The organism is Xylophilus sp. PBN-3R, from assembly GCF_057747805.1.
This window is the reverse complement of the sequence record NZ_CM173225.1, coordinates 455,713-480,202: the sequence shown is the minus strand read 5'-3', so window position 1 is coordinate 480,202 and position 24,490 is coordinate 455,713. Positions and strand designations below refer to the sequence as shown.

The 24,490-nt window shown below is 67.3% G+C and carries 22 protein-coding genes; 5 read left to right on the top strand and 17 right to left on the bottom strand.

Features of this window, described 5'->3' with window-relative positions; all coding sequences use genetic code 11:
* The first annotated feature begins 30 nt into the window (after nucleotides 1–30).
* The 4 genes from AC3ANW_RS02285 to AC3ANW_RS02270 are packed head-to-tail and all read left to right on the top strand — an operon-like array spanning nucleotide 31 to nucleotide 3,500.
* Nucleotides 31–984 (top strand): 2-hydroxyacid dehydrogenase, encoded by a 954-nt coding sequence (locus AC3ANW_RS02285; protein ID WP_488343592.1) that lies wholly within the window; start codon nucleotides 31–33, stop codon nucleotides 982–984.
* Nucleotides 981–1,709 carry a fumarylacetoacetate hydrolase family protein gene (locus AC3ANW_RS02280; RefSeq protein ID WP_488343591.1) on the top strand — a complete coding sequence of 243 codons (729 nt, stop codon included), beginning with the start codon at nucleotides 981–983 and terminating at the stop codon, nucleotides 1,707–1,709. The genes AC3ANW_RS02285 and AC3ANW_RS02280 overlap by 4 nt, the downstream gene beginning before the upstream one ends.
* Complete coding sequence (locus AC3ANW_RS02275) at nucleotides 1,706–2,470, top strand: SDR family oxidoreductase (protein ID WP_488343590.1); 765 nt, start codon at nucleotides 1,706–1,708, stop codon at nucleotides 2,468–2,470. Before AC3ANW_RS02280 ends, AC3ANW_RS02275 begins: the two co-directional genes overlap by 4 nt.
* A gap of 52 nt (nucleotides 2,471–2,522) precedes the next feature.
* Nucleotides 2,523–3,500, top strand: coding sequence for a Bug family tripartite tricarboxylate transporter substrate binding protein (locus AC3ANW_RS02270; RefSeq protein WP_488345334.1), 978 nt, complete (start codon nucleotides 2,523–2,525; stop codon nucleotides 3,498–3,500).
* A 10-nt stretch (nucleotides 3,501–3,510) separates the two neighbouring features.
* Here AC3ANW_RS02270 and hslU read toward each other — a convergent pair whose 3' ends face one another.
* The 17 genes from hslU to AC3ANW_RS02185 all read right to left on the bottom strand — a co-directional run bounded on the left by hslU (nucleotide 3,511) and on the right by AC3ANW_RS02185 (nucleotide 22,191).
* Nucleotides 3,511–4,869 carry an ATP-dependent protease ATPase subunit HslU gene (gene hslU, locus AC3ANW_RS02265; RefSeq protein WP_488343589.1) on the bottom strand — a complete coding sequence of 453 codons (1,359 nt, stop codon included), beginning with the start codon at nucleotides 4,867–4,869 and terminating at the stop codon, nucleotides 3,511–3,513.
* Between the two features lie 10 nt (nucleotides 4,870–4,879).
* Nucleotides 4,880–5,446 carry an ATP-dependent protease subunit HslV gene (gene hslV / locus AC3ANW_RS02260; RefSeq protein WP_488343588.1) on the bottom strand — a complete coding sequence of 189 codons (567 nt, stop codon included), beginning with the start codon at nucleotides 5,444–5,446 and terminating at the stop codon, nucleotides 4,880–4,882.
* A gap of 43 nt (nucleotides 5,447–5,489) precedes the next feature.
* On the bottom strand, nucleotides 5,490–7,388 hold the full coding sequence (locus AC3ANW_RS02255; RefSeq protein ID WP_488343587.1) for an STAS domain-containing protein: 1,899 nt from the start codon (nucleotides 7,386–7,388) through the stop codon (nucleotides 5,490–5,492).
* Nucleotides 7,389–7,465: 77 nt separating this feature from the next.
* Entirely contained in the window at nucleotides 7,466–8,125 is a 660-nt protein-coding gene (dksA, locus tag AC3ANW_RS02250; RefSeq protein WP_488343586.1) for an RNA polymerase-binding protein DksA, read from the bottom strand.
* A gap of 104 nt (nucleotides 8,126–8,229) precedes the next feature.
* Nucleotides 8,230–9,306: a CobW family GTP-binding protein gene (locus tag AC3ANW_RS02245; RefSeq protein WP_488343585.1), complete on the bottom strand. Its 1,077-nt coding sequence runs from the start codon at nucleotides 9,304–9,306 to the stop codon at nucleotides 8,230–8,232.
* 73 nt (nucleotides 9,307–9,379) lie between these two features.
* Nucleotides 9,380–10,594, bottom strand: a complete 1,215-nt coding sequence (locus tag AC3ANW_RS02240) for a class I SAM-dependent rRNA methyltransferase (RefSeq protein WP_488343584.1) — start codon at nucleotides 10,592–10,594, stop codon at nucleotides 9,380–9,382.
* A gap of 39 nt (nucleotides 10,595–10,633) precedes the next feature.
* Complete coding sequence (locus AC3ANW_RS02235) at nucleotides 10,634–11,659, bottom strand: tyrosine-type recombinase/integrase (protein WP_488343583.1); 1,026 nt, start codon at nucleotides 11,657–11,659, stop codon at nucleotides 10,634–10,636.
* Nucleotides 11,660–11,661: 2 nt separating this feature from the next.
* Nucleotides 11,662–12,369, bottom strand: coding sequence for a DUF484 family protein (locus AC3ANW_RS02230; RefSeq protein WP_488343582.1), 708 nt, complete (start codon nucleotides 12,367–12,369; stop codon nucleotides 11,662–11,664).
* A 15-nt stretch (nucleotides 12,370–12,384) separates the two neighbouring features.
* Nucleotides 12,385–13,269, bottom strand: coding sequence for a diaminopimelate epimerase (dapF, locus tag AC3ANW_RS02225; RefSeq protein WP_488343581.1), 885 nt, complete (start codon nucleotides 13,267–13,269; stop codon nucleotides 12,385–12,387).
* Between the two features lie 36 nt (nucleotides 13,270–13,305).
* A complete protein-coding gene (locus AC3ANW_RS02220; RefSeq protein ID WP_488343580.1) occupies nucleotides 13,306–13,803 on the bottom strand; it encodes a hypothetical protein in 498 nt (165 codons plus the stop codon).
* Nucleotides 13,804–13,860: 57 nt separating this feature from the next.
* Nucleotides 13,861–14,295 carry a copper chaperone PCu(A)C gene (locus AC3ANW_RS02215; RefSeq protein WP_488343579.1) on the bottom strand — a complete coding sequence of 145 codons (435 nt, stop codon included), beginning with the start codon at nucleotides 14,293–14,295 and terminating at the stop codon, nucleotides 13,861–13,863.
* 12 nt (nucleotides 14,296–14,307) lie between these two features.
* On the bottom strand, nucleotides 14,308–14,940 hold the full coding sequence (locus tag AC3ANW_RS02210) for a putative 2OG-Fe(II) oxygenase (protein ID WP_488343578.1): 633 nt from the start codon (nucleotides 14,938–14,940) through the stop codon (nucleotides 14,308–14,310).
* A 177-nt stretch (nucleotides 14,941–15,117) separates the two neighbouring features.
* Nucleotides 15,118–16,080: a HupE/UreJ family protein gene (locus tag AC3ANW_RS02205; protein WP_488343577.1), complete on the bottom strand. Its 963-nt coding sequence runs from the start codon at nucleotides 16,078–16,080 to the stop codon at nucleotides 15,118–15,120.
* Nucleotides 16,077–16,895 carry a peptidyl-prolyl cis-trans isomerase gene (locus AC3ANW_RS02200; RefSeq protein WP_488343576.1) on the bottom strand — a complete coding sequence of 273 codons (819 nt, stop codon included), beginning with the start codon at nucleotides 16,893–16,895 and terminating at the stop codon, nucleotides 16,077–16,079. The genes AC3ANW_RS02205 and AC3ANW_RS02200 overlap by 4 nt, the downstream gene beginning before the upstream one ends.
* Nucleotides 16,896–16,960: 65 nt before the next feature.
* A complete protein-coding gene (locus tag AC3ANW_RS02195) occupies nucleotides 16,961–19,579 on the bottom strand; it encodes a spermine/spermidine synthase domain-containing protein (protein WP_488343575.1) in 2,619 nt (872 codons plus the stop codon).
* The gene (locus AC3ANW_RS02190; RefSeq protein WP_488343574.1) at nucleotides 19,580–21,658 is read right to left on the bottom strand and encodes a hypothetical protein; all 2,079 of its coding nucleotides are present in this window, start codon (nucleotides 21,656–21,658) and stop codon (nucleotides 19,580–19,582) included.
* Nucleotides 21,659–21,678: 20 nt separating this feature from the next.
* Entirely contained in the window at nucleotides 21,679–22,191 is a 513-nt protein-coding gene (locus AC3ANW_RS02185; RefSeq protein ID WP_488343573.1) for a hypothetical protein, read from the bottom strand.
* Between the two features lie 210 nt (nucleotides 22,192–22,401).
* On the opposite strand from AC3ANW_RS02185, the gene AC3ANW_RS02180 reads away from it, so the two are divergent.
* The gene (locus tag AC3ANW_RS02180; RefSeq protein WP_488343572.1) at nucleotides 22,402–24,489 is read left to right on the top strand and encodes a TonB-dependent receptor; all 2,088 of its coding nucleotides are present in this window, start codon (nucleotides 22,402–22,404) and stop codon (nucleotides 24,487–24,489) included.
* Nucleotide 24,490: the final 1 nt, after the last annotated feature.

Sequence of the window (24,490 nt, the reverse complement as noted above, 5' to 3'; positions counted from 1 at the left end):
CCACCTCAAAAGACAGCCAGCCGAGCGCCCATGAAACCCCAGGTCCTGCAACTCAATCCGATCCTCGTCCCCGCCGTGAACGACGAGCTCGCCGCGCTGTACGAGGTGCACAAGTTCTTCGAGCTGTCCGACCCGCAGGCCTGGCTGCGTGTACACGGCGCGAGCATCGGCGCGGTGATCACCGGCGGCCACACCGGGATTTCGCGGGAGATGCTGGAACAGCTGCCGGCCCTGCAGGTGGTGGCGGTCAATGGCGTCGGCACCGATGCGGTCGACCTTGCCTGGTGCAAGGCGCGCGGACTGCCGGTCACCGCCACGCTGGGTGCGCTCACCGAAGACGTCGCCGACCTCGCCATCGGCCTGCTGATCGCCGCCTGCCGCAACCTGTGTGCGGTGGACCGCTTCGTGCGCGACGGCCAATGGGAACTGCATCCGCAGCCCAGCGCCATCCCGCTGGGCCGGCGGTTCAGCGGCATGCGGATCGGCATCGTCGGCATGGGCCGGGTGGGTCGCGCGGTGGCCACCCGTGCCGCCGCCTTCGGCTGCCCGATCACCTACACCGACCTGCGCCGCATGGAGGACCTGCCTTACGCCTTCGAACCCGACCTGACGGCCCTGGCCGGCCAGTCCGACGCGCTGGTGCTGTGTGCTGCCGCCGACAAGGCCGAAGGCATCGTCGATGCCGCGGTGCTGGACGCGCTGGGGCCGCGGGGTTTCATCGTCAACGTGGCGCGTGGCCGGCTGGTGAACGAAGCCGACCTGACCGCCGCCCTGGCCGCCGGGCGCATCGCTGGCGCCGGCCTGGATGTGTTCGTCGACGAACCCCGCGTGCCGGCCGCATTGCGCCAGTCCGACAAGACCACCCTGCAGGCCCACCGCGCCAGCGCCACCTGGGAGACCCGCGAGGCGATGGGCCGCATGGTGCTTGCCAGCGTCGCACAGGCATTCGCCGGCCAGCGCCCCGAGATGAGCCTGACGACATGAGCGGATTCGTCATCGCGCCTGCGGAGCCCATCGCACTGGCCGTGGCCGGCAGCACCGAACTATTCCCGGTCGGACGGGTGTACTGCATCGGTCGCAACTACCCCTGGGCCGCCGCGGAGGCACGGCCCGCCGACATGCCGGCCTGGTTCATGAAGCCGGCCGATGCGGTGGTGCCGGCGACCGGCGTCCTGCCCTACCCGGCGGCGACGTCCGAGTTCTGCCACGAGATAGAGCTGGTGGTGGCCATCGGTCGCGGCGGTCGCGACCTGGATCCCGCCGAAGTAGAGGACGGTCACATCTGGGGTTATGCCGCCGGCCTGGACCTGACCCGGCGCGACCTCCAGCAACAGGCCAAGAAACTCGGCGGCCCGTGGGAACCCGCCAAGGCTTTCGACCGGTCCGCACCCTGCGCCCCGCTGGTACCGGTCGCCGCCTGCGGCCACCCACGGCGTGGTGCCGTCTGGCTCGGCGTAAACGGCGTCGAGCGGCAACGCGCCGACCTGGCCGACCTGCTGTGGCCGGTGCCCGAACTCGTCGCCATGCTGTCCCGCTCGGTGACGCTGCGGCCCGGCGATCTGGTCTTCACCGGCACGCCGGTCGGGGTCGGGCCGCTGCAGCCTGGCGATGTGGTGCGCGCCGGCATCGACGGCCTCGGCGAGTTTTCCATGACCGTCGGGCCATTCCCCGACGAACTTCAAGACACATACGGAGGAACACAGCCTTGAACCAGACAACCGGACAGAAGATCGCCCTCGTCACCGGCGCGGGCAGCGGCATCGGCCGTTCCGCCGCCATCGGGCTGCTGGCGGACGGCTGGACCGTCGTGTTGGCCGGCCGCCGCGCCGAGCCCCTCCAGAAGCTGGTCGACGAAGCCGCTTCACGCAGCCAGACCGCAGTCGCCGTGCCCACCGACGTGACCGAGCCGGCCAGCGTGCAGGCCCTGTTCGACACCATCGAACAACGTTTCGGCCGGCTCGACGTGCTGTTCAACAACGCAGGTGTCAACGCGCCGGCCGTGCCCGTCGACGAACTGCCGCTGGACAAATGGTTCAACGCACTCGACACCAACGTGACCGGCGTGTTCCTGTGTGCCCGGGCCGCCTTCGGGCTGATGCGCCGACAGTCGCCGCAGGGCGGGCGGATCATCAACAACGGCTCCATCTCGGCACACACCCCACGACCTTTCACCGCGCCCTACACCGCCAGCAAACATGCGGTGACCGGCATCACCAAGGCGCTGGCGCTCGACGGCCGGGCTTTCAATATCGTGGTGAGCCAGATCGACATCGGCAACGCCCTGACCGAGCTGTCGGAACGCATGACCCGCGGCGTGATGCAGGCCAACGGCACGGTCGCGCCGGAACCCATGATGGATGCGAGCCACGTCGCCAACGCGGTGCGCCACATTGCCGCAATGCCGCTGGACGCCAACATCCTGAACATGACCGTCATGGCCAGCAGCATGCCTTTTGTCGGGCGCGGCTGAGGCCGGGCCGGCACACGGAAGACATCAAGAAGGAGACAAAGACATGAAACCAATGACACGCTCGACCCTGGTCAAGGCCCTGGCCCTTTCGGCCGCGTTGGCGGTGCTGCCCTTCGGCGCATCGGCACAGAACAACTACCCGACACACCCCATCCGCTTCATCGTGCCGGCCCCGCCGGGCGGCGCCATCGACATCATTGCCCGCGTGGTGGCCGACAAGCTCGGGCCGATGCTCGGCCAGGCGGTGGTGGTCGACAACAAACCCGGCGCCTCCAACAACCTGGGCACCGACATGCTGGCCAAGGCTCCGGCCGACGGCTACACCATCGGCATCGTGGGCGGTAGCCACAACATCAACAAGTTCCTTTTCAAGAACCTGGGCTGGGACCCGGAGAAGAGTTTCGAACCCATCGTCTACACCCACGAGGTGCCGCTGGTGTTCGCCATCTATCCGCAGATCCCGGCCAAGACCCTGCCCGAGTTCATCGCCTGGCTGAAAGCCAATCCGGACAGCGCCAAGGTCGCCACGTCGGGCCGCGGCAGTGCGCAGGAAATGGCCGCCGAGATGTTCCGCCTGGCCAGCAACACCGACATGCTGCTGGTGCCCTACAAGGGATCGTCGGCTGCCCAGCCCGACCTGATGGCCGGCCGCACCGCCCTCTACATCGACACGGTGAGCGCCATCCAGGCCCAGGTGAAGGGCGGCAACGTGCGCGCGGTCGCCGTATCGACGAAAAAACGCACCCAGGCCCTGCCCGATGTGCCGACCGCCGACGAACAGGGACTGAAAGGCTACGACGCCAACACCAACGGCGGCATCCTGGCGCCGGCCGGCACCCCCAAGGCCATCATCGACAAGCTGAATGCCGACATCAACAAGGTGCTGAAGATGCCCGACGTGCGCGCCAAACTCGAAGCGGCAGGCATTGAGGTGCAGGGCGGCACGCCGCAGGAATACGCAGCCTTGATCAAGTCCGACCTCGCCAAGTGGGGCAAGGTCGTCAAGGCCGCGAAGATCGAAGCGGAATGAGCAGGCGGGCCTAGAGAATGAACCGCGACAGATCCTCGTCGCGGCTCAGTTCGCCCAGGCGCTGGTCCACATAGGCGGCATCCACCGTGATGGTCTGACCCTTCAGTCCGGCCGCATCGAAGCTGGCGTCGTCCAGCAGGCGTTCCATCACCGTGGCCAGGCGGCGTGCGCCGATGTTTTCGGTGCGCTCGTTGACGTCGTAGGCGATGTGCGCCAGGCGCGTGATGCCCTCGGGCGTGAACTCCACCGCCACACCCTCGGTCGCCATCAGCGCCTGGTACTGCCGCACCAGCGATGCATGGGTCTGCACCAGGATCGCCTCGAAATCCTGCACCGACAGCGACTGCAGTTCGACCCGGATCGGGAAACGCCCCTGCAGCTCGGGAATCAGGTCGCTGGGCTTGGCCAGGTGGAATGCGCCCGAGGCGATGAACAGCATGTGGTCGGTCTTGACGATGCCGTACTTGGTGGTCACCGCGGTGCCCTCGACCAACGGCAGCAGGTCCCGCTGCACGCCCTGGCGTGAAATCTCGGCGGTGCTGCTGCCGCCGTCGCCTCCGCGTGAAGCCACCTTGTCGATCTCGTCGATGAAGACGATGCCGTTCTGCTCGGCGTTGTGCAGGGCCCGGGTCCGGATCTCTTCCTCGTTGACCAGCTTGCCGGCCTCCTCGTCGGTGATCACCCGCAGCGCCTCGGCGATCCGCATCTTGCGGGTCTTGCGACGGCCGCCCATCTGGCCGAACATGCCGCGCAGCTGCTCGGCCATGCCTTCCATCCCGGGCGGTCCGACGACATCGACCGGCGGCGGCGCCTCGGCGACGTCGAGTTCGATTTCCTTGTCGTCGAGCTGGCCTTCGCGAAGCTTCTTGCGGAAGGACTGGCGGGCGGTGCTTTCGGGTGCCGCGATGGCCGGCGTGCCATCGCCTTCCGCGGCGGCTCCGGTCGGCCGTGCCGGCGGCAGCAGGATGTCCAGAATGCGGTCCTCGGCGGCATCGGCGGCGCGGGCGCGGTGGAGCTTCACTTCCGAGTCGCGCGTCTGCTTGACCGCCACCTCGACCAGATCGCGCACGATGGTGTCGACGTCCTTGCCGACATAACCGACTTCGGTGAACTTGGTGGCCTCGACCTTGATGAAGGGCGCGTCGGCCAGTCGCGCCAGGCGGCGGGCGATTTCGGTCTTGCCGACGCCGGTCGGGCCGATCATCAGGATGTTCTTGGGTGTGATTTCGTGGCGCAGTTTCTCGTCCACCTGCTGGCGGCGCCAGCGGTTGCGCAGCGCGATGGCGACGGCTCGTTTGGCCTGCTGCTGGCCGACGATGTGGCGGTCGAGTTCGGAAACGATTTCCTGGGGGGTCATGGAAAAGGACATACGTTCTCGATCAATCCAGAGTTTCAATCGTGTGGTTCATGTTCGTGTAGATGCAGAGCGAACCTGCGATCTCCAGCGACTTCTTGACCACCACGGCGGCCGGCAGGTCGGTGTTGTCTATCAGCGCCTTCGCTGCCGAATGGGCATACGCGCCGCCCGACCCGATGGAGACGATGCCCTGCTCGGGCTCCAGCACGTCGCCGTTGCCGGTGATGATCAGCGAGGCAGTGTGGTCCGCCACCGCCAGCATGGCCTCGAGCCGGCGCAGCACCCGGTCGGTACGCCATTCCTTGGTGAGTTCGATGGCCGCGCGGGTCAGCTGCCCCTGGTGTTTCTCGAGCTTGGCCTCGAAACGTTCGAACAGCGTGAAGGCGTCGGCGGTGGCGCCGGCAAAACCGGCCAGCACCTTGTCGTGGTGCAGCTTGCGCACCTTGCGGGCGGTGCCCTTGATGACGATGTTGCCCAGCGTCACTTGGCCGTCGCCACCGATGGCGACCTGCCAACCGGTAGGCGTCTGGCGGCGCACGCTGAGAATGGTGGTGCCGTGAAAAACGGCGCTTTCGCTCGAATGGTCCATCCGGCTGAACTAGGGACGCCGCCCCGCTTTTCAATGGCTGGAATCAATCGAGCCGTACGTAGACCCGTGCGTAGTCGCTGATGCCGGTCACATTGAAGAAGATGCCGACCAGGCGGTGCATGTTGCGGAATTCGATGGCCAGGCCTTCCGCATGACGGGTGGCGGCCCACCCCAGCACCGAGCCGGCCGCCACGAAATCGAGCCGTACGAGGCGGGTGCAATCGATCACCAGCAGGTCTTCGCGGCCCGGTAACGGGGTTTGCTGCTGCAGCGCGATGGCGGCGTCGAGATGCGCCAGCACCGTCGCAACATCGCTGCCGATCTCGCCCGCCAGCGTGGCCGCCTCGGGCGCGCCGACCAGCGCCAGCACATCTGCCCCGTGCAGCATCGGGTCGGCGACCGCCGTCTGGTAACTGCCGATGGGCAGCGCGCGGCAATCGCACAGCGGCGCCAGCCACGACGGCGGCGACACCTCGTAGGTGATGCAGTAGTCGAGGGCGGCCTCCTCGTAGTCGTCCATCCGCCGCAGCAGCCGCAGGGTTTCCATGCGTAGCCGCCACCAGTCGGCTTCGGCATCGGCGGCACCGGTCAGCGTACGGGCCTCCAGGGCGGCCAGCAGGCGCTCGGCGCCCTCGAAATAGACCCTCACCGGCAGCTTGCCCCAGGCGACGAATACCTCCAGCAGCGGAGCGACGGCGCCGTATTCGAAACCTTCGAGCCCCGACCAGTCGAGCCACCAGGCGCCGGTGGCGGCCGCTGTGCCGCGCTTCAGGTGGGTGACCGCGTCGGCCCCCACCAGCAAAGGCGCACGCCAGTAGCTGTCGGAGGTGCTGGCCGGCGGCGGCGTGGTGGCGGCGGCCAGCGAAACCCAGGCCGGCGGCGAAAGCCCGAAACGTTCGGCATAGGCGATGGCCGATGCCTCGAAAGCATCACGCTGGCCGAGCGCGCGGTACAGGTCGAACAGCGTGTGCCAGTATTCGCGGTGCGCCACCGGGCTGCCCGAGGTGTCGCGGGCACCGGCGTCGATCAGCCCACGCAGGCTGTCCTGCGCGGCTGCGGAATCCGCATTGGCAAATTCGATGGCGGCTTCTTCCAGCGCCGGGTCGTGCGCGAAGCCGGGCAGAGACGGTTGCGGACCGGGCAAGGGACCGGGACCGGTATCCACCAGCAGGGAAACCGAGGGATCGCGCTTGTCCACCCGCGGAAGCTCGAGGTCGGGAAGCTCCAGGTCAGGGGTCAGCACCTGGGCCGAGGTCGGCGGCACTCCGTCGCGCACGCCGCGCTCCGAAGGCGTCGTGTTTGTTTCGGTCATGCCGATCGACATGGGACGACTCGGCGGAGGCGACCAGGTGCGGCCGGTGGTGGCGAAACGGCTTTGATCGCCGTGCAGCGCGGTCGTGGCGAAGGTGGATGCGGGCGGGCGATGCTGTGCCGTCGAAACCGGGCCGCTGGCATGGCCTTCCGTCGCAGCGGACGAAGAGCCGCCATGGGGCGCGTCCCGGCTGCGTTCCATGCCTTCGGCCGGCCGGGTCTTCCACCACTGGCGCGACATCTGCTCTTCGATCTCGTTGATCTTGCGCAGCGTCATGGCCCGCTCTTCGGAGCCGTTGTCGATGGCAGTGTCGAGGAAGGAGGTGCCCCCGGGCTCGCTGTCCAGGCCGGTATCTTCTTCTTGCGCCGAGGACGAAACGGCCGCCATGCGGCGCAAGCGGCGCAACTGGTCGAATTCGCGTTTTCGGACCAGGTCGTTACGGCGCCGCCGCTCCATCAGTTCACGCAGCAGCTGTCTACCCTTGCCACCCTCGCCGTCAGGATCGATTTCCGATTCGGCGAACCCCTGTGGAACCAGGGCTCCGACCAGGGGCGGCGGTGTGTCGCCACTGCCGAATCCGACCCAGCGCGCCAGCTTTCCGAAAAATCCGGGAACGTCGCGACGCGGCATGGCGTCAGGCCCGCGGCGCGATGACGCGCCGGGCTGCTGGGGATGAGTCGGGAAGCATCGAGAGCGGCGAGTTGCGCTCAGTCTCCGAACATCTTCTGCTTGAGTTCGCGGCGTTGCTGCGCCTCGAGCGACAGCGTGGCGGTGGGACGCGCCAGCAGGCGGCCGACACCGATGGGTTCGCCGGTCTCGTCGCAGTAGCCGTAGTCGCCGGCGTCGATGCGGGCGATGGACTGTTCGATCTTCTTCAGCAGCTTGCGTTCGCGGTCACGGGTGCGCAGTTCGAGTGCGTGTTCTTCCTCGATGGTGGCACGGTCGGCCGGGTCGGGCACGACGACCGTGTCTTCGCGCAGGTGTTCGGTGGTTTCTCCGGCATTGGCCAGCATGTCCTGCTTGAGCACGACGAGCTTGTGGCGGAAGAACGCCAGCTGTTTCTCGTTCATGTACTCGCTGTCAGGCATGGCGATCACTTCGGGATCGGTCAGGGTGTCGCCCGACTTGCTCTTCCAGTTCTGGGCAAGCTTCGGGTCTTTCTTCACGGGGGCAGGAACGATGGAAGGCATGGTCTTGGAAGGGCTGGCAGATGTTGCGGGGTAGGCCGACAAAGGCGAACCCGGCAATGGTAGGGGCTGGCGGACGGCGCGGGAAGCCGGCGTTAGGCCGACCGACGTGTCGGAGGGGACCTTCGCGGCGGCGGAACGTTTCCCCGACGGCGTTGCGGCAGGGGATTTGCTCGACATGGCGTTCACTCGCTGCCTCCTTACGGTTGGGCGGTGTCCTGATTGGGACGGACCGGCTGTTTGCCGGCGCGCGATTGTATAGGCTCAAACAGCCGGAAAAGCCGTCATCCGACCAGGCATTGCTGAAGTCCCTGCAGAAAGATGTCTCGGGGTAGATCGATGCCGATGAACACCATTTTGCTGTTGCGGGTCTCGCCTTCGGCCCAGGCCGGTCCCAGGTCGCTGCCCATCAGCTGGTGCACGCCCTGGAAGATGACCTTGCGCTCGGTTCCCTGCATGTTCAGCACGCCCTTGTAACGCAGCATGCGCGGGCCGTAGATGTTGACGATGGCGCCCAGGAAATCCTCGAGCTTGGCCGGGTCGAACGGACGTTCGGACTTGAAGGCGAAGCTCTTCACATCGTCGTCGTGGTGGTGGTGGTGACCGTGGCCGGCGTGCGCACCTCCGGCATGCGAGGGATGGTCGCAATGCTCGCCGTGCTCATGGTCGTGGTGTTCATGGTCGTGCCCATGGCCGCCGTCGTCTTCCTTCAGGAAGTCCGGATCGATGTCCAGCGTGGCGTTCAGGTTGAAGCCGCGCAGGTCCAGCACGTTGGTCAGCGGCACGTTGCCGAAGTTGACCGCCTGGATGGGCGCACGCGGGTTCATGTGCTTCAGGCGGTGGATCAGCGCGTCGGTCTCTTCGGCGGACACCAGGTCGGTCTTGCTGATGAACAGCTGGTCGGCAAAACCCACCTGGCGGCGTGCTTCCTGCCGGTCGTTGAGCTGCTGCGGCGCGTGTTTGGCGTCGACCAGGGTGAGGATGGAGTCGAGCAGGTAGCTTTCGGCGATCTCCTCGTCCATGAAGAAGGTCTGGGCCACCGGACCGGGGTCGGCCAGGCCGGTGGTCTCGATGACGACCCGGTCGAAGTCCAGCAGGCCCTTGCGTTTCTTGGCGGCCAGCAGCTGCAGGGCTTCGCGCAGGTCTTCGCGGATGGTGCAGCAGACGCAACCGTTGCTCATCTGCACGATCTGCTCGGTGGACTCGCTCACCAGGATGTCGTTGTCGATGTTTTCTTCACCGAATTCGTTTTCGATGACGGCGATCTTCATGCCGTGGTTCTCGGACAGCAGACGCTTGAGCAAGGTGGTTTTGCCCGAGCCGAGAAAGCCGGTGAGGATGGTGGCGGGGATGAGGCTCATGGGTCGGATCCTGGGGCTGAACGGAAGTCTGGGAGGGGGTGCCCGGAGGCAGCAAATGAGTTTAGCGAAGCCGTCAAGCCGCGGTGTCAGCTCGCCGCATGACCGCCAGGCCCTTGAGGTAATCGCCTTCGGGGAAGTTGAGTGTCATGGGGTGGTCGGCCGCACCGGTCATGCGCTGGATGACGTAGCCGTCCACCCCGGCATCGCCGCCCGCGCCGGCCACGATCTTGTGGAACAGGTCCGGCGGTATGCCGCCCGAACACGAATAGGTGAACAGCACGCCGCCCGGCACCAGCAGTTTCAGGGCCAGCCGGTTGATGTCCTTGTAGGCGCGTGCGGCGCGCTCGGCATGGGCCGAGGTGGGGGCGAACTTGGGCGGGTCGAGCACGATGGCGTCGAACACCCGGCCTTCCTGGCCGAAGCGGCGCAGGCTGGCGTTGACGTCGGCATCGAGGAATTCGCAGCCGGTGTCGTCGAAGCCGTTCAGCCTCAGGTTTTCACGTGCCTGCTCCAGCGCCGGGCCGGACGAGTCGATGGAGGTCACCTCGCCGCCCTCGACGCCCGCTGCCCGCTGGCCGGCGCGCGCTGCCACGGTGAAGCCGCCGGTGTAGCTGAAGCAGTTCAGCACGCGGCGCGAACCCAGCCGGGCAACGGTGTCGGCAAAGGCCTTGCGGCTGTCACGCTGGTCCAGGTAATAACCGGTCTTGTGGCCGGTGGCGATGTCCAGGCCCAGCCGCCAGCCGTGCTCCTGCAGCACCAGTTCGGTCGGGCCTTCGCCACGCAGCCATCCGGTGACTTCGGGCAGGCCTTCGAGGCCGCGCGCGCTCGCATCGGAACGTTCGTAGAGTTTGCTCAGGCCGGTCGCCGCCAGCAGGGCGTCGGCCAGCACGGTTTTCCAGCGCTCCACGCCGGCGCTGCCGAACTGGGCCACCAGGGTGTCGTCGTAACGATCGACCACCAGGCCCGGCAAGCCGTCGGACTCGCCGTGTACCAGGCGCACGCCGTTGCTGGCGATGCCCAGGTGCGGCCGCATGTCGACGGCGGCCTTTACGCGCGCCAGGAAGAAGGCGGCGTCGATGCGGTCGGACTCGACAAAACTCCACATGCGGGCGCGGATGCGTGAGCTGGGACTGAAGGCCGCCCAGCCGAGGAACCTGCCGTCATGGCTTTCCACCCGAACGGTCTCGCCGCTGTCGGCGGCCCCGCGGGCGATGGCCGATTCGAAGATCCAGGGATGCTGGCGCAGCAGGGAGCGTTCCTTGCCGTCGCGGAGTCGAAGGGTTTTCATGGGGTAGCTCGGGGCGGAGATGCCGCCCGTTCAAGGGGTTCAGGAATTTCCAGGCTCGCCCGGTTTGGCGGGTTTGCCGGTCCTGGATCTGGCACGGGGATGCGCCGTGTCGTACACCTGCGCCAGATGCTGGAAGTCCAGGCGTGTGTACACCTGCGTGGTGGTGATGCTGGCATGGCCCAGCAGTTCCTGAACCGCCCGCAGGTCGCCGCTGGATTGAAGCAGGTGGCTGGCATACGAATGCCGCAGCATGTGCGGATGCACCGGCATGGCCAGCCCGGCCGCCGTACTGCGCGAACGCAGCCGCTGCCATACCGCCTGCGGCGTGAGCCGGGTGCCGCGCCGGCCGGGGAACATTGCGGCCTGCGACAGTGCATCTGCCGGCAGCACGCTGGCCCGCACCGGCAGCCACAGGGCGATGGCTTCCGACGCCTTGCCGGCAATCGGCACCGCGCGCCATTTGCTGCCCTTGCCGCGCACATGGACCATGCCGTCCTGCAGGTCGACCCAGCCGTGGCCGGCTTTCTGGCCGGCAGCGGTTTCGGCGGCGTCCAGCGCCACCAGTTCGCCGACGCGCAGGCCGCAGCCGTAGAAGAGTTCGACCATGGCGGCGTCGCGCTGGTCGAGCCAGGCGGATTCTTCACTGTCCGCAGCGGAGGCGTCGGCGGTGAAGTCGGCCAGCTGCGCCGCGTCGTCCACCCCCAGCGCCTTGGGCAGAGGTTTGCCGGCCTTGGGCGCCCGCACGTTGGCCACCGGGTTCTGCGCGATCAGCCCCTCGCGGCCCAGCCAGGCATAAAAACCGCGCCAGCCCGAAAGCACCAGCGCGATGCCGCGTGCGCTGCGGCCTTCGGCGTGCATCTGGGCGGCGAAACGGCGGATGTGGGCGTGGTGCGCCGCCTCCGGCGCCAAGCCGACCGCCTGGCAGGCCGACAGCAGTTTCTGCAGGTCGATGCCGTAGAGGACGGCGGTGCGTTCGGCCAGGCGTTTCTCGAAACGCACATGGTCGAGATAACGCAGGACCAGCGGATGGCCGGCGGGTGCGGTGACGCCCTCCCCGCCCGACATCTTCAGCGCAGCCGTGCCAGCGAGGTGCCGGCCAGAGCAGCCATGCGCTGCAGGAAGTCGGTGCCCATGCTGGCGTCGAAACGGCCGATTTCGTTGGATGCCAGCACCAGCAGGCCGAAACAGGCGCCGTCCTTCGGATCCCGCAGCGGCATCAGCGCCATCGAGGCGGCTTCGGTGGGGCTGTCCAGCAGGCGCACTGCATCGAAACCGCGGTTGGGGCCGCAATACGGCTCGCCCAGCGAAGAGGCGAACGCACGCAGGTCCTCGCCCGCGTCGGCGGCAAAGGCCGCCAGCTTGTGGGCAGGCGCCAGGTCCCACAGGCGGATGGCCGCCTGCGGCACACCGAACTGTTCACGTGCGGCGCCGACCGCACGGCCCGGCAGCAGTGCCGGGTCGGCGGTGCCGGCCAGCACCAGCGACCAGCGCTGCAGCTTGTCGGCGATGCCGGTGTTTTCATGGCCGTTGCGCACCATGGCCATCACCTTCTGCTCCAGCGCCTTGATCTTCTCGCGCAGCATTTCGGCCTGGCGTTCCTGCAGGCTGACGGCGCGCGCCCCGTGCGGGCTGGTGAGTTGCACCGATGTCAGCACCTCGGCATGGCGCTCGAAGAATTCCGGGTTGTTGACCAGGTAATCGACGATGTCGTCTTCGGTGATGGGCGGCACCGAAGTCGCGTCCGGCAGCTCGGGTGTGGTGGTGGTGATCGTCATGGGCTATTTCGATGTTCAGGGCTGACGGAGGGAATCGGGCACCTCGATGCTGCCCTCGAAGACGGTGACGGCGGGGCCGGTCATGGTGACCGGTGAACTGCCGCCGGCCCAGGAAATGGTGAGGGTGCCACCGCGGGTGGCGACATCGACCCGTGCGTCCAGCAGCCCCAGGCGGATGCCGGCGACGACGGCCGCACAGGCGCCGGTGCCACAGGCCAGGGTTTCGCCAGCGCCGCGTTCGTACACCCTCAGCCGCACATGCCTGCGGTCGACGACCTGCAGGAAACCGGCATTGACCCGCTGCGGGAAACGGGTGTGCCGCTCGATGACCGGGCCGTATCGGGCGACCGGCGCGGTCTCGACATCGTCGACCAGCCACACCGCGTGCGGGTTGCCCATGGACACCACGGCCACATGGGCCACCGGATCGGCGGCGTCGGAGCCCAGCGCCAGCGGCCAGGTTACCCAGCCGCCTTCGGCCTGCGAGGTGATGCCGGCGGTGTCGAAGGGGACCCGCGACGGTTCGAACACCGGCTGGCCCATGTCGACCGTCACCCGGCCGTCGGCATCGAGCCGCGGCACGATGACACCGGATTTGGTGCGCACACGGATCTCGTCCTTCTGCGTCAGCTCGCGCTGGCGCACATAACGCACGAAACAGCGCGCGCCGTTGCCGCACTGCTCCACCTCGCCTCCGTCGGCGTTGTAGATGACGTATTCGAAATCGATGTCCGGCGCGGGCGAAGGCCGCACCGACAGGATCTGGTCGGCGCCGACGCCGAAATGGCGGTCGGCCAGAAAACGCAGCTGGTCGGGCGAGAGGCCCAGCAGGCCGCGGGTTTCGTCCAGCACGACGAAGTCGTTGCCGGCACCCTGCATCTTGGTGAACGGAATCAGCATGGCCGAATTATCGTCGCCAGCTTGCACTGCGGTGTATCAACGGGGCTTGGCGAAGTCGGCTTCGATCCAGCGCCGGGCCGAAGCGCGGTTGAGCACGAAACCGGGCGAGACCTTGATGCTGGCCAGGCTTTCACCGGCGACGTCCTGCGCGCTGAGGGTGGCGCTGGGATGGTCCTCGTCGGGCTCGATGTCCAGCATCACGGTGATGCGGCCCCGGTCGGTTTCGATGTCGAACTGGCGGTGCAGCGTGGCCTGCAGGTGCTGCTCGGCCCGGCGCACCACTTCGTAGGCGGTCTTCACGAGCGTATTGAAGGCCGCCGTGTCGAGCGGCTTGGGGTTCTTTTTGTCGCGGCCCATGGTCCACGGGCCGACCAGGGCGGGTTCGACGTGGCCGGCCTGGGTCATGGCGACCGCCCAGCCTTCGTCGTCCTCGTTCTTGATGACCCGGGCGGTCCAGCCGTCGACCTGCCAGAGCCGGGGTTCGCGGATGTCTTCCTGGCCGGCGTTTTCGTCGTGTTCCTGATCCATGCCCATGCCGCTTCCCCGTCTTCCGCAAAAAACCGGCAAGGCTAACCCATCTCCAGCGGCCGGTCAGTGCGCCCCTATCGACACCTGGACCTGCAGCGGCCCGCCCTTTTCGAACATCAGCAGCATTTCGTAGCTGCGGCCCCATTCCAGCGGCATCTTCAGGCCCTTGAGCAGCAGGTGGCGCTTGCCGGCGGTGAACTCGGTGTCGCCGGGCTTGATGGCCAGATTCTTCAGCGGCGGCTTGCTGTCGGGGCCGGCATCGCGGAACTCGACGGTCTCCGCCAGCGGCGTGACGACCTTGACGATGCGGTCGGCCTTGGTGACGTTGTCCACCGTGAAATAGATGGGCGCCGAAGTGGCACCCGGCGCGGTGGCTTCACCCCAAGGGTGGACGACGGTCATGCCGGGCACGTAATACTCGTGGGCGCCGGCCACGGTCGTCGTGAGCGTGGTCGCTCCCAGCACGGCCACGGCGCAAAAGATGTCATGAAGCTTCATGGTGTCCGGAAATCAGGAAGAGAACGAAATCGAATAACCCCAGGCGTCGAGCCGCTGGGGAATGGCATTGAAGGCCAGCGTCACACGCGGGCCGCCGCGGTTGGCCGGCACCTCGTGGAGCAGGTAGCTGGGAAACAGCAGCAGGTCGCCGGCCGTCGGCGGCGGGCCGATCCACTTGTCGGCGTTGAACTCACCGACCGTCGCACGCGCATGGGTGTTGCCGAATACGTAGTCGCGGCCACCGAGGTTGCGCATGAAGACGGTGTTGGCGGATGGGTCGCAATCGCTCAGGTACAGCACGCCGGAAATGAAGCAGTTGGCATGGTTGTGCACCGTCTGCCGTCCGCCGGTCTGCATGGCGTTGACCCACATCTCCTTGATGCCCCAATGGAGCTTTTCGCCGAACAGCAGGCCGCCGAGTTCGACGATGTGCGGGCCTAGCCGGCGGGCCAGGTTCTGCAGCAGCTCCGGCTGGTCGTCGGCATTCAGGATGCGGGTGTGCTGCAGGTCGGGCGACTGGTGGTTGGTGAGCGCCGCCTCGTTCAGGAGAGTGTTGCGCAGGGTCTGCACCTGGTCGGCGTCGATGACCTGTTCGACTCGCATGACTGGCGTCGGGAACAGTGCGAATACCTGTGACGTTGCCATTTTTCTGGTGTCTCGAGGGGGTATGGATGGATTTATGAAATGGTTTTGTGGATGTATATGCCTGGGATTTTTTTCCGTTTCGCCCTGGTTTTTTCTTCTATTACTTCTGGGTGTCGACCCGCTACGGAGTCGCGGAAGAAACATCAGAGCGAAGCGGAGATAAAAAAAGGGCCATCCTCAATTGGCAATGGCCACGATCCGCGTCAACGACCAATAGGCCGCCACCGCCCCGATCACATAAAGCGCCGGCTGCCGCAACGAAACAAACCCACGCATGCGGCCAAACAGCCTGACCGCCCCCCAAGCCAGAGAAACCACCAGCAACTGCCCCACCTCGACGCCGACGTTGAAACCCAGCAGCGCCACCGTGATGTTCTGCTGCGGCAGGCCGATGTCCTTCAGCGCCCCGGCGAAACCCAGGCCGTGCACCAGACCGAACAGGAAGGCCACCAGCGCCGGCCAGCGTCGGCTGAGCGTCTGCCGGTCGCGCAGGGCCTCGGCGCACACCAGCACGATGGACAGCGCGATGCAGGCCTCCACCGGCGGCGGCCGCAGCGTGAGCCAGCCCAGCGCGCTTGCCGCCAGCGTCAGGCTGTGGGCAGCGGTAAAGGCGGTGATGGTGCCGACCAGGCGTCGGTTCAGCCCGACCAGGAACAGCAGGCCGATGACGAACATCAGGTGGTCGATGCCGCCCAGGATGTGCTCCACGCCCAGCACCGTGTAGAGCTTCGCCAGCTCGAGCCCGCCGCGTTCGTCGCGGGCGCCGCCGAACAGCTGCACCGAAGGCTGCGCGCCGCTGACCGTCACCACGCTCTGCTGGCCATCGCGCCAGACGATCCGCACGATGGCCGCCGAATACGCCTGGCCGACACCCTTCACCGACAACGTGCCGGCCAGCCCGCCCGGGCCGCACTGCACCACCTGCGTCGTGGCCTGGCAGCCTTCGGGCCAGACCGGCGTCAGGTCTTCGGCGATGGGTTTGCTCTTGGCCGGCGCGCCCCACGAATAGATGAACTGGCCGGGGCCGACTTCCCGCATGGTCATCTCGGCCAGGCTCATCTCGTGGGCCTGGGCCAGGCCGGCAAAACCGGACATGGCGACCACGATGCCCGCCAGCATCCATCGGAAGAACGTCCTCATGGCTGAACACTCTCCACACGCACGGCGTACTTCTTGCCCATCTCGCGGACCGCCATGGTGGTCATCTCGGCCATGGTGTCGTCACGCCAGTCCTGGTAGACGGCTTCCTTGATGTTGTCGAACTGCGCGGCCACCGGCGGGCGGATCGCCTCGACCTGCACCACCCGCAGCCCGCTGGTGCTGGGCACCGCGCGCCACTGGCCGACGGGTGCTTCGTCCAGGGCCCTGGCGAAATCGGCGCCGTAGCTTTCGAGCAGGTTGCCGCGCGGCCGCTGCTGGAACGAGCGCAGGTCGCTCTGCACATCGCTCTTTTCGTTGCTGTTGAGCGCGGCCACGAAGGCCTGGGTGGATTCGGGTGTGCTGTCGCCGGTCACCACCGCTTCGAGGAAGGTGTAGAGCGCCGGCGCGTCGTATTTCTCGTGGCGCGCCTCGAACCAGGCCTTCAGGCCCGCTTCGTCGATGCGCGGCAGCGTGATGCCGGCCTGCGCCACGCTAAGCGCCTTGAAGATCACCCGTTCGCGGATGGTGGCGTCGCCACGGTCCAGGCCCAGGGACAGGCCTTCGCGGTAGAGGATCTCGTTGTCGGTCCAGCGGTCGACCAGCTTTTTCATGTCGCTGGCGCTGGGCTGGCGTTGCAGGCCGGCGCTGAAGATGTCGCGGGCTTCCTTCTGCACTTCGTTGCTGACGATGATGGTCTGCGGGTCTTCGCGGCGACCATCGATGAGGTGGTCGACACCGAAAATGACGGCGCCGAGCAGCAGGAAGTGCACCAGCGGCTCGCGGCGCGCGCGTTTGAAAAGATTGGACGGGTTCATGAAGGATGAGCTTGCAGTGAAGGTGTGAAACGTCGTTGACGGTCGGTGTCTTTTTCGAGCGCTGTTCAGGGCGCGCGCAGGCAGCGCGCCCGCAGCTGGTCGAGCGTGGCGCGCAGCTGGCGAACCCGTTGCGGGTCGCTGGCAGCGAGCGCGCGGCCCATGGCGATCAGCGGCTCGCAGGCGGGCCGGAATTCCGGGCTTTGCTGCAGCAGCGCCAGCAGCGGCACCTGCACATTCGCCAGCATCACGGCCGGGTCGGGATCGGGCCGCACCGTGGCGCCGAACTGCAGGTAGCTGCGGCGCACCTGCCAGTAAGCCGCCATGCGTTCGGCGTCGCCGGGCTGCGGCTGGTGCAGCAGTTCGGCGGCATCGGGCTGAAGCAACGCGACAAGCGCCATGAGCCGGTCGCGAGGGCGTGATTCCGGCGCATAGGTCGCCCAGGGCGCACGGTGGTTCACCACCGGATGGTCGTCGGTGTTGACGGTGGCCGTACCGGCGAACCGGCGCAGCGCGGCCGGGCCGGCGATGGCGCTGCCGGCGATGGCGAATTCGTCTTCCAGGTGGGCGGTCGCCAGGCCACGCGCCAGGCTCGGCGATGCCGGCGCGGCATTTCTGCGCGCGCGCACTTCGCCGAGGTCTATGCGTCCGTCGCCGGGCAGGGCGACGAGGCCCAGTACCGGGGTGTCCAGGCTGTTGCTGGCCAGCACCGCGATGGCGCCGGGAAACACCTGCTGGAAGGCCGCGACGATGCTGCGCAGGGTGTCCAGGTCCATCTGGTGGATGGCCAGCCACTGGCAGAACAGGCCGCCGGGCGCCAGCCGCGCGCGCACCGCCTCGAACTGCTCGACCGTGTAGAGCGCCCCTGCACCGCTGCGCGCCGGATGGAAAAGGTCGGCCACCACCACGTCGTAGGCCGGACCGGCAGCCTGCACGAAACGACGCGCGTCGGCCGACACCATGTGCACCGGGCGCACCGGTTTCGGTGCCTGAGGGGAATCGGCGAACAGGCGGGTTGCCGCCACGATCTCGGGCAGCAGTTCGACCGCGTCGACCTGCAGGCTGCCCTGCTGGGCGGCAGCCGCTGCGGTGAAACCGGTGCCCACGCCCAGCAGCAGCGCCCGTTGCGGCGCCGTATGCAGCAGCAGCGGCAACTGGGCCAGCCGCCATTCGACCAGGCCGCTGGCACTGCTGCCCTCCTGCGCCCGGTTGTTGATGCGCAGGCGAGACACGCCTTCGTCGTCTTCGACCACGCTGACCGCGGCCATCACGCCTTCGCGGTAGCTTCGCACCTGGCCGCCGTCCGGCACGTCGACGAAACGCAGCGGCGGCAGGCCGACGACCATCAGCAGTGCCAGCGCGGCCACCATGATGGCGTCGGCTCGGCGCCAGTGCGCTGGAAGTTGCAGCAGCAGATAGGCCAGCACCAGCAGGGCGATCAGCAAATAGGCGCCGGTCGCCGGCAGCAGCCATACGCCGACCAGGGCGGGCGCCAGCGCGGCGCCCGCCGTGTTGAGCGCCAGCGCACGGCCCAGCGGCCAGCCGCGCGCCTGCGACTGCAGGCAGAGATGGGTGAACAGGGCACCCATCAGCAAGGTCGGCGCCCACATGGCCGCCGCCGCCGCCAGGGCTTCGCCGACCAGCGCGGCGGAAGCGCCCTGCCCCAGCCAGCGTGCCGGCAAGGCGGCCAGCAGGTCAGACCAGCGCAGGGCGGCGCCCGACAGCAGTACGGCCAGCGCCAGGCCCCGCAGGAGCTGGTCGCGCAAGCGGTCGGAATCGGCCGCAATGGGCGACCAGCGCTGGTAGATCGCAGCCCCGGCCGCGGTTCCCGTCAGGTACATGGCCAGCAGCAAGGCGTAGCTGTAGACGGTGTTTTCGGTCACCTGGCTCAGCACCCGCACGGCAAGCACTTCATAGCCGATGCCGAGCAGGCCGGTGGCCAGCAGCAGGCCGGTCAGGCGCCGGCCCGACGGCTGGATCGAAACCACGGGCCCGGGCACCACCGGCCGTTTGCGCCACGTCCGCCAGGCCACCAGCGCACACAGGCCGTTGGCCGCCGCGCACAGCCAGGCGGTGAAGGACAGGCCCCACATCGGCAGGCCGACGAACACCACCAGCAACACACCGGCGACCGCGCCCAGGGTGTTGACCGCATACAGCGCTCCCAGGCGGCTGTGCGCGGCGCGCAGCTGGCTTTCGAGCGCCGGCAGGGTGGCGCCCATGGCTGCACTGGCTGGCAGCAGCACGATGAAAGGCAGGGCGAAGGACACGGCCCAATGCCAGCCCGCCGATGGCTCGGCACCGATCAGCCGCGCGGCGGACTGGACCAGCGCGGGCAGGAAAAAACTCAAGGCCAGGCCCCAGACCGCCAGCACGGCTTCGCAGCCGGCGTACCAGCGGCCGGGATGGCGGCTCGCCGCGATAGCGCGGCCCAGTGCCCAGGCGCCCAGTGCCAGCCCGCCGAAGAATGCGGCCAGCACCGCCAGCACGGCGACGATCTCGTGGCCGAGGCCGGCGCCGAACTGCGCCGTCCACACCACCTGCCAGCCCAGGCCCGCGGCGCCGGACAGCAGCATGACGAACAAGGCCGGCACGAGGCCGGCTTGTTTCAGACCCGCCGGCAGCAGGGCCGCCGGCGGGTGAAGAACACCGGGAGCCTGCGCCCCCGGTGCGGATGCACCCGGCATTTACTTGACGCCTGCGACCTTGGTCGAGTTGGTCACTTCGATGTAGACCGGGTTGCTGTAGAACCAGAGGTCCGACCAGCCGGCCACGTCGAAGGTGGAGTACTTCACGCCTCCCACGGTACGCAGGTGCGCCGGGCAGGCGGCATCGGTACAGGGGATGGTGCCCGGCTGGGTGCTGTCTGCCGGGCTCGAACCGAAGTCCAGCAGCGGGTTGCCGTTGGCATCGGTTTCACCCGGCACGGAAGCCGGCAGGTTGGTGCCGCGCAGGCGGAAGTACTGCGAGACGTTGGCAGCCGGCACGATGTAGCTCATGCTGATGGTGCCGTCGGCAGCCGCCGTCCAGTTCTTGCTGTTGAACACCTTCGCGACCTTGGCCGAGCTGTTGGTGGCGGCCACCGAGTTCAGCAGGCCGGCGTAGCGGGCGGTGTTGGTCGGGCTCACATAACCGGTGACGTTGCCGTTGATCACGTCCACGTGGTCCAGCACGGGCTGGTTCAGCGGCTGGGTGATGTTGACCTGCTTCAGCGACGGATTCGGGAACGAATACGGCGCGTTGCTGGTGCCGGTGGGGTCACGCAGGACGATGGTCACGACCAGGTCGGTGCCGGGGCGGACCACCAGCTTTTCGCCCATGGTGGCGCAGCCGTCGATCCGCACGTCGCCGTTGGCGGCGACCGCGTTGGCACCGGCTTTTTCCATCAGTGCCTTGCCGGCGTTGCGCGGCAGGCCCGGGTGGGCGGCGCAGACGTTGAACGACAGGCGGTCGATCAGCTGGCCGTTGGCGACGAAGCTGTTGCCGCTGCGCAGGCCGTCGATCACGCCGCCGGCGGTCAGGTCGTTCTTGCCCTTGCGGACCATCACGAAATCGCGGGTGTATTCGCCAGGGAAGAAGTCCGCGGTGGATTCACGCTGGTCCGGGCCGAAGCTGCCACGGTTGTGATAGTCGGAGCTGCCGAAGAACCACCAGTTGCGGCCTTCGCCCAGCAGGGCGTCCCAGACGCCGCCGACCTGCGCCGCATAGACACCGGTGCCGCCGTAGGTGCCGCCGCCGACCGCGCCGGTGCCGTAGCTGCCGCGGCTGGCTTCGGCCTGGTGGCCGGGCATCGATTCGAAACCGAAGGCGATGCGCGGAGCCGCGTTGTTGAAGTTACGCAGGTGCTCGATGTTGAAGCCGTTGTTGCCGTTGGCGTTGTACGCACCGGCACGTTCCAGGTGGGCCGGGACGAAATAGCTGGTGTCGGGCGCTTTTTCGGCCATCCACTTGATGCCTTCGACGGTCTTCAGGTGACCCAGGTCGGCGGTGGAAGCCGAATTGGTGCCGGTGATCTTGCGGGCGGTGGCGTCCAGCAGGCCGTTGTTGGCGCTGCCGGTGACCGAGCAGTCCCACTGGTTGGTGGCGCCGCGGCTGTTGTCGGTGTCGCTGCGGTCGAAGCAATATTCGTACTGCGCCTGCAGGTTGGCGTTGCCGCCGGTGGCGGTCGACGGGAACGGCAACTGGCCGTTCAGCACCGTGGTCGAGACGTGTTCGTGGCCCGGAGCGTTCTGCTCGACGCCGATCCAGATGGGTTTCTTGCGGTTGCGGCTTTCGATTTCGGTCTTGGGATACTGGAATTCCGAGATTTCCTGCCAGCGGAACATCGCCTTGGGCGTTGCGGTGCTGTTGCCCTTGATGGCGTCGCGGCCGATGGTGGCTTCCCAGGTCTGATTGGGGCCCTTGGCGTCGGAGGCTGGCTGGCCGTTCGACGGAATGGTCGTGCCCAAAGGAATGCCCAGCGCAGGCGCGACCGGCTCGAACGGATCTTCGGCCAGCGTGCAGTTGCGGGTGCTGCTGCCGCCGTGGTCGGCCTGGACGAACCAGTCCAGGTTGAAGGTGCCGGCCGACTTGCTGATCAGCTTCTGCAGCGACAGCGTGCCGTCGGAGCAGGTGGTGTGGTTGTGGAAGTCGCCGGTCACATAGGTGCCGGTGGCTTTGCTGGCGGCCTTGTCGGCGGCGAATGCTGCGTGCGGCAGTGCGGCGGCGGCGGCGACGGCAGCCAGCGCGACTGCGGTTTCGCGCATCTTGGAAGAGGTGTGCTTCATGGAAATGAGGTCCTGTGATTTCAAACCGTCGGGGCCTGGGTCTGGTCGCCGTACAGGCGGTACTTGTTGGAGGTCAGCTTCACGCGGGTGGTGAAGGTGGTGGAGGTGCTGTCGGCGTCGGCGTTGGTCAGCGTGGCGGTCATGGTGCAAAGGCCGGCGGCATCGCATGCGCTGATGGCGATGTTGGACAGGGTCACGCCGGGGAAAGCCAGGTCGGGCGTTTCGGCACGGGCAGCGGCTTCCTGCGCCAGCTGGGCGCGCATGGCCGGCTTGGTGTAGCCGGCGTCCAGGAAACCGTCGTCGATGGAGTCCAGGATGGCGCCGCTGGTCAGGCCGGCGGTGGTGCCGAGGGCCGCGACACTTGCGCTGTAGTCGGTGGCGAACTGCTGGGCCGGCGTGGGCGTGGCCGGCGCGACCGGGGTGACCGGTGCGCTGACGACGATGGGGTCGTTGCTGCCGCCACCGCAGGCAGCCAGCAGGCCGAGCAGTGCGGCGGTCGCCACGCCGCGGAAGATGAATCGTTGCGAAACCATGGATGGGTGCCTTTCGGGGACGGTTCTGGAAATGGTGTGGTGAGCGCCGGGCGGGGCCCGCGACTCTGATCGGCCGAAGAAGTTCATCCTAAAAACAAGTCATTACGTAGTAGTGACGAAGCCGTGACAAATCGGACGCATACAAATCCGCTTTAAATCGTCACAGTTGGTGTGAATAATTTGCTGTTCTTCACACAAAGACAAAACAACATGCCTTGCAGCCGCCACGCACGCTCTCTTCTCGTCACCGCCCTGTTAAGCGGTGCCGCGCTTTTGCCGGTCGGTGTGCAGGCCCATCTGCCGGAGGTGGAGGTGACCGGTCCGCGCGATGCCTCCGTAGGCACCGCCGACAGCGCCAGCGAGGGCGCGGCCGAGAAGGATTCGTTCCAGAACCGGCCCAAGCTGCGACCCGGCGACATCGTCGAGGCGGTGCCCGGCGTGGTGGCGACCCAACATTCCGGTGACGGCAAGGCCAACCAGTATTTCCTGCGTGGTTTCAACCTCGACCACGGCACCGACTTCGCCGTGACCGTCGACGGCATGCCGGTCAACATGCCGACGCACGGCCACGGCCAGGGATATGCCGACCTCAACTTCCTGATACCCGAACTGGTGTCCGGCGTGCGTTACCGCAAGGGTCCCTACTTCGCCGACGGCGGCGACTTCTCGCTGGCCGGCAGCGCCGCGCTGGACTACGTGAGTGCGCTCGACGCGCCTTTTGCCGAGGTCACGCTTGGCGGCCACGGTTTCCGCCGTGTCGTGGCGGCGGGTTCGCGCACGCTGCAGGACCAGACCTGGATGGGCGCCATCGAGGCCGAGGGCAACGACGGCCCCTGGGACGTCTCCGAGAACCTGAAGAAGATCAACGCGGTGCTGCGTTATTCGCAGGGCTCCGAACGCCGCGGATTCAGCCTGACCGGCATGGCCTACCGCAGCAGCTGGACTTCCACCGACCAGGTGCCGCAACGGCTGATCGACAGCGGCCAGATCGGCCGCTACGGATCGCTCGACAGCAGCGACGGCGGCAGCACACGCCGGCTGAGCCTCTCGGGCAAATGGTTCGACAAACGCCCCGGTGGCGATACACAACTCGGCTTCTACGCCATCGACTACCGCTTCGATCTGTTCTCGAACTTCAGCTATTTCCTGAACAACCCGGTCAACGGCGACCAGTTCGAGCAGGTCGACCGCCGCCAGGTATACGGCGCCAATGCTTCGCACAGCATGGCCAACCATGTCGCCGGCCTGGACGGCATCCTGAGTTTCGGCGTGGCGTGGCGTGGCGACCGCATCGGCCAGGTGGCGCTTTACAACACCGAGGCTCGGCAACGCCTGGGCACCGTACGCGACGACAAGGTGTCGCAAGACCTGTTCTCGGTACACGCCCAGCAACTGGTGAATTTCACCGACAGGTTCCGCGGTTATGCCGGCCTGCGTGCCGACATGCTGCGCTACGACGTGAACGGCCGGGAAGCGACCTACGGAACCCTCAACAGCGGGCGCGGCGACGACGCCGTCGCCAGCCCCAAGTTCGGCCTGGCCTATACCCTTACGCCGTCCAGCGAGCTGTACGTCAACGCCGGGCGCGGTTTCCACAGCAACGACGTGCGGGGCGCGACCATCACCGTCGACCCGGCTTCCGGACAGGCCACAGACCGGGTGGCGGCGCTGGTCAAGGGCACGGGCTCAGAGATCGGCTGGCGTTACCAGCCCGGCCCTGACACCACCGCGACGCTGGCGTTGTGGCAGCTGAAGCTGGATTCGGAACTGGTCTACGTGGGCGACGCCGGCACCACCGAACCCGGCCGGTCCAGCCAGCGCCGGGGCATCGAGGCCACGCTGCGCCAGCGCATCAACGCGGCCTGGCGCGCCGAGGCGGACCTAGCGTTTTCCCGCGCCCGTTTCCGTGGCGACGCACCGGCCGGCGAAGGCAACTACATCGACAACGCAGTCGAGGCGGTGCTGGCCGGCGGACTGACCTACCAGTCAGGCCCGCTCACGGCTTCGCTGCGGCTGCGCTACCTGGGACCCCGCGCGCTGGACACCTTGAATTCGGTGCGTTCGCATGCCGCCACCCTGCTCAACCTGGGCACCCGCTATCAGCTCAATCCGCAGCTGACTCTGGGCCTGGATGTGTTCAACATCGCGGGCCGCAAGGGCAACGACATCGAGTACTACTACGCATCGTGCAGCGCACGCGAGGTGACGGGCGGCAGCTGTGGCGCCGGCATCGAAGACCGCCATGTACATCCGATGGAACCGCGCACCGTGCGTGTCAGCGCACGCCTGGCGTTCTGAT